This is a genomic window from Salinigranum sp. (genome assembly GCF_041641895.1).
In the GTDB taxonomy this organism is placed as follows: Archaea; Halobacteriota; Halobacteria; order Halobacteriales; family Haloferacaceae; genus Salinigranum.
This window is the reverse complement of record NZ_JBEPXO010000140.1, coordinates 1-4786: the sequence shown is the minus strand read 5'-3', so window position 1 is coordinate 4786 and position 4786 is coordinate 1. Positions and strand designations below refer to the sequence as shown.

Genomic DNA, 4786 nt, shown 5'->3' with positions numbered 1-4786 from the left:
GCCCGGTTCAAATCGTGGCGTCTCTCGTCCGCTAACTGAACGGACTTCCACTCCCCGCGCGTGCGCGCGAAGCCCTATAACCCTGTACTCCTAACCGAGAGTCACCGGCACTGGTGGTTGCCGGGCGCACACGATGCCAAGTTGCGACCACTGCGGGTCGCACATCTCCGAGCGCTTCGCGCGCGTGTTCGCCGACGAAGTCGGGCGAGTCCTCGCCTGTCCAAACTGTTCGGCGAACGCGGGCATCGCGGAGGTCGCGCGGAACCGGACCCGCAACGCATGACCGCTGAGTCGCAGACGACCACCACGCGAAGCCACTTTCCTGCCGTCGTCGCCCGCCCGAGTGAGAGACGAGCGAGGGACGAGTAGAGACGAGTGAGAGTGAGAAAGCTTGAGGACCCTCCGGCCGCTCCACTGGGTGTGCATTACGCGTACCTCCTCCGGTGTGCGGACGGGACGTACTACGCGGGCTACACGACCGACCCGCGCCGTCGGGAGGCCGAACACGACGCGGGCGAGGGGGCGAAGTACACCCGGGGGCGGACGCCCGTCGAACTGGTCCACGTCGAGGCGTTCGATTCCCGGTCGGCGGCGATGTCCCGGGAGTACGAACTCAAGTCGCTGTCGCACGACCGCAAGCGACGGTTGGCCGCCGAGACGGACGTCGCACGAGTGCTCGACACCGAGACGGAGTAGTGCCCGCCCTCGTCGCTGACCCGACCGCTGTCGGACGCGCCGGTCTCGCCGACCCGTGCCCCGACTCCGAACGCCCGTTCCTCCCCGTCGGACGCCAATCCGTCCCGTCCTGAGAGGGCCCGTCCCGCCCGCGGAGACTCTCGTCGGGAGGACGCGGCGTGTGCACCGACAGCCGCTCGCTGTTCGTCGTTCGCCGTTCGTCGGCCGTCGTTCACTCGACGACGTCCGCGCCCGTGACCTCCACACGCGTCCCGCCGTCGTCGCTGTCGGTGATCGTCACCCGACAGCCGTGGTCTTCGGCGATCGACCTGACGATACTCAGCCCGAAGCCCGTCCCGTCCGACGTCGTGGTGTACCCCGGCTCGAAGACCTGTTCGCGCTCGCTCTCGGGGATTCCCGGACCGTCGTCCGCGACGTAGAACCCGTCGTCCAGTTCGCCGACGGTCACGGTCACGTCCTCACCGCCGTGTTCGACGGCGTTCCGAACGAGGTTCTCCAGCAGTTGTTGGAGTCGGCTCCGGTCGGCGTGGAGGGTTCGGTTCCCTTCGAGCACCAGTGTCGCGTTCCCCGTCCGGACGTTCCGCCAGCAGTTCGTGACGACGTCGGTGAGGGTGACCGCTTCGACGGAGTCCGCCCGGTGGCCCTCCCGGGCGACCGCGACCAGGTCGTCGATGAGTTCTCGACTCCGGGCCAGTGCGTCGGCCGCGACGTCGAGGTGTTCGGAGTCGCACTCCGTTCGAGCCAGTTCGATCCGCCCTCCGGCCACGCCAAGCGGACTCTGGAGGTCGTGAGTGACGACGCTGACGAACTCGTCGAGCCGCTCGATCTCCCGTCTTCGGTCGTGGTCGTCCCGTCTCCGTTCCTCGATGTTCCGTCCGATACCGACGAGGCCGACTCCTTCGTCGTCGGGCAAATCGAGCCGGGTTCCGGTGAACTCGTACGGCACGCGGTCGCCGTTCGCCGTGAGCAGTTCGGACTCGACGGTCGCGCTCCCGGCCGTCAGCGCCTCGTCGATCGCGCCGGCGATTCGCTCGCGCTCTTCGTCCGGGAAGAACTCGAGCGCCCGCATCGTCTCGATCTCCTCGTCGTCGTAGCCGGTGACCGTGGCGAGTTGGTCGTTCCATCGGTAGAGCTCCCCGTCCCTCCCGACGACGTAGAAGATGTCGTCGAGCCGGTCGAGAGTCAGGTCGACGAACTCCCGTTCTCTGTGTAGCTCCGCCGCTATCTCCCGTCGTTTCGTGACGTCGGTGACGAACCCCGTCAGCGCCTCCTCGTCCGTCCCCACCGACGAGACGTACCTCCCTCGTTCCCAGACCCACTTCGTCTCGCCGCCCTCGGTGACGATGCGGTACGTCGTCTCGAATGACTCCTGCCGCGCCATCGCATCCGCTACCGTGGCCCGCACTTCCTCCCGGTCCTCCGGATGTACGAGGTCGTCCTCGAACGTCACCGCCCCCGTCTCGAACGCGTGCCGGGTGTATCCGGTCAACTCCTCGACCTCCCCCCTGATTCGCTCTATCGGCCAGCCGGGTTCGTTCTCACACCGATACACCACCCCCGGGAGGGTGTCCACGAGCGTTCTCAACTGCTGTGTTCGTCGCTTGATCTCGGTGATGTCGTGTCCTTCGGGGACGAGAGACGTCACCTCACCGTCCTCGTCGGTGACGGGTCGGAGGGTAAAGTCGATGACCGCCTCGCGGTCGGCGCCCTGGACACGGATCTCGTCCCGATACGACTCCCCCGAGCGTGCCCGCTCGACCGCGTCACGGGCGACCGTCCGGCTCTCTTCTCCCACCTGAAACCAGTAGGTCTCCCAGACCGGCTCTCCGACGACCTCCTCGCGGTCGATTCCAGCGAACGAGAGGGCCGTCTCGTTGGCTTCGAGGACGGTCCCGTCGGGTTCGAGGAGTCCGATGAACGTGTAGGTGTTGTCGAAGACAGCCTCGAACCGTCGCTCGCGCTCCTTGCGACCGGTGATGTCCCGGACGATGCAGACGAAGCCTCCCTCGCTGGTGGTCGCGATTGTGTGTTCTTCGACGAAGACACTCCCGTCGGCGCGCTTGCCGGTCGTCTCCCCGTGCCAGTACCCCTCCGCTTCGACGACCGGGCGGATTTCCTCTTCGACCGTTCGGAGACCGTCGTCGTCGTAGACCAGTGACCAGTGTTCACCGACCATCTTCTCCGGCTCGTACCCGTACATGTCGGCGTACGCCCGATTCACGTACACGAACCGTTCCTGTTCGTCGAGGATGCTGATCCCCTCTTTGGCGGTTTCGATGGCGTCGAGATGACGCTGACGCTCGCGTCGGGCGAGCGCCTGCCCGACGGCGTTCGTGATCCGGTTGGCCAACACCGCGTACTGGCTCGTCCCACCCCGCTTCTGGAGGTAGTCCGTGACGCCCGCGGAGATGGCTTCGCTGGCTATCTCCTCGCTCCCTTTGCCCGTGAACAGGATGAACGGCAGCTGTAGCGACTCGTCACGGACGGCCCAGAGGAGATCGATACCGTCCCGTCCCGGCATATCGTGGTCGGAAACGACACAGTCGAAGTCGTCCTCTGCGAGCAGGTCGAGGCCCTCGTCGACGCTTGACGCCGTCTCGACGGCGAGCCGGTCGTCCTCCCGCTCTAGGAAGACCGCGGACAGCTCCGCGAACTGCTCGTCGTCGTCGACGTGGAGCACCCGAATCGGACCGGTGGCGTGTCGCATCTTGTCGTCTCCCTTCCTCTTGTCAACTACCTCACCGTTTAACGGTTTTCCACGCGAACGGCGAACGTCCGCCGGACGACACTGACCGTCACACCGGTCGGTCACGTGGTCGGCCCACGCAGTCAACGACGACACCGCGAGTCGGAGCACCGCGTCGCGTCCCCCGCCCACTCCGCGCACGCCGTGCTGCCGGCTGGCACACTTATTAGGCCGGTACTGCTGAGTAGTTGGTATGGACGCGATTTCCTTCGGTACTGACGGGTGGCGCGCGACGCTGGACACGTTCACCGACGACCGGGTCCGGATCGTCGGACAGGCCGTCGCCGACTACCTCCGGGAGGAGGGGTTCGACGACCCGGTCCTCGTAGGGTACGACGCGCGCGAGTCGTCGCCGGGGTTCGCCGAGTCGCTCGCCGAGGTCCTCTCGGGCAACGGCTTCGACGTCGTCCTCCCCGAGCGGGACTGTCCGACGCCGGTCACCGCGTACAACATCGTCGACCGGGGCTGTTCGGGCGCGCTCATGCTCACGGCGTCGCACAACCCGCCCGAGTACAACGGCGTGAAGTTCATCCCGAGCGACGGCGCACCCGCGCTGCCCGAGGTGACAGCGCGCATCGAGGAGAACCTCCGCGAACCGGACCTCCTGCCCGAGGACGAACACGGCGAGGTCCGGCGGGAGGACCTCGTCGCCGTCCACGCCGAACACGCCCGTTCGCTCGTCGACGCCGACCTCTCCGACGTCACGGTCGTCTACGACGCCATCCACGGCTCCGGCCGCGGCGTCACGGACGCGCTGCTCGAATCCGCCGGGGCCGAGGTCGTCAGACTGCGCTGTGAGGACGACCCCACGTTCGGCGGCGCCCACCCCGAACCGAGCGCGGAGAACCTCGCCGACCTCGAGACGGCCGTCCGGGAACACGACGCCGACCTCGGCGTGGCGAACGACGGCGACGCCGACCGGGTCGCGTTCGTCACACCCGAGCGCGGGAAACTGGACGAGAACCTCTTCTTCGCCGCGCTGTACGACTACCTGCTCCAGTCCGACTCCGGGCCCGCCGTCCGGACGGTGTCGACCACGTTCCTCATCGACCGCATCGCCGACGCACACGGCGAGGAGGTGTTCGAGACCCCGGTCGGCTTCAAGTGGGTCGCACAGGGGATGAAAGAACACGACGCCCTGGTCGGTGGCGAGGAGAGCGGCGGCTTCTCCATCCGCGGCCACATCCGCGAGAAGGACGGCGTCCTGATGGGGCTTCTGGGGGCCGCCATCGCCAGCGAGGAACCGTTCGACGCCCGCGTCGACCGCCTCCTCGAGGAGCACGGCGACATCGTCGCGGACAAGATTTCCGTCGCGTGTCCCGACGCCGAGAAACAGCGCGTCCT

At 67.2% G+C, this 4786-nt stretch carries 4 protein-coding genes; 3 read left to right on the top strand and 1 reads right to left on the bottom strand.

The window, feature by feature from the left end:
• Window positions 1-133 precede the first annotated feature (133 nt).
• On the top strand, window positions 134-283 hold the full coding sequence (locus ACESK5_RS18805; RefSeq protein ID WP_372913117.1) for a hypothetical protein: 150 nt from the start codon (window positions 134-136) through the stop codon (window positions 281-283).
• Between the two features lie 131 nt (window positions 284-414).
• Entirely contained in the window at window positions 415-696 is a 282-nt protein-coding gene (locus tag ACESK5_RS18800; RefSeq protein WP_372913118.1) for a GIY-YIG nuclease family protein, read from the top strand.
• Window positions 697-907: 211 nt separating this feature from the next.
• On the opposite strand, the gene ACESK5_RS18795 is transcribed toward ACESK5_RS18800, so the two are convergent.
• Complete coding sequence (locus tag ACESK5_RS18795; RefSeq protein ID WP_372913116.1) at window positions 908-3403, bottom strand: PAS domain S-box protein; 2496 nt, start codon at window positions 3401-3403, stop codon at window positions 908-910.
• 232 nt (window positions 3404-3635) lie between these two features.
• Between ACESK5_RS18795 and ACESK5_RS18790 the strand changes: the two genes are divergently transcribed.
• A partial coding sequence (locus tag ACESK5_RS18790) for a phosphoglucomutase/phosphomannomutase family protein (RefSeq protein ID WP_372913115.1) occupies window positions 3636-4786 on the top strand: 1151 nt, incomplete at its 3' end.

What these genes read in the sequence shown, in the direction of transcription:
- ACESK5_RS18805 (WP_372913117.1), top strand. Translation starts at nt 134, where the DNA reads ATGCCAAGTTGCGACCACTGCGGGTCGCACATCTCCGAGCGCTTCGCG.
- ACESK5_RS18795 (WP_372913116.1), bottom strand. Translation starts at nt 3,403, where the DNA reads ATGCGACACGCCACCGGTCCGATTCGGGTGCTCCACGTCGACGACGAC.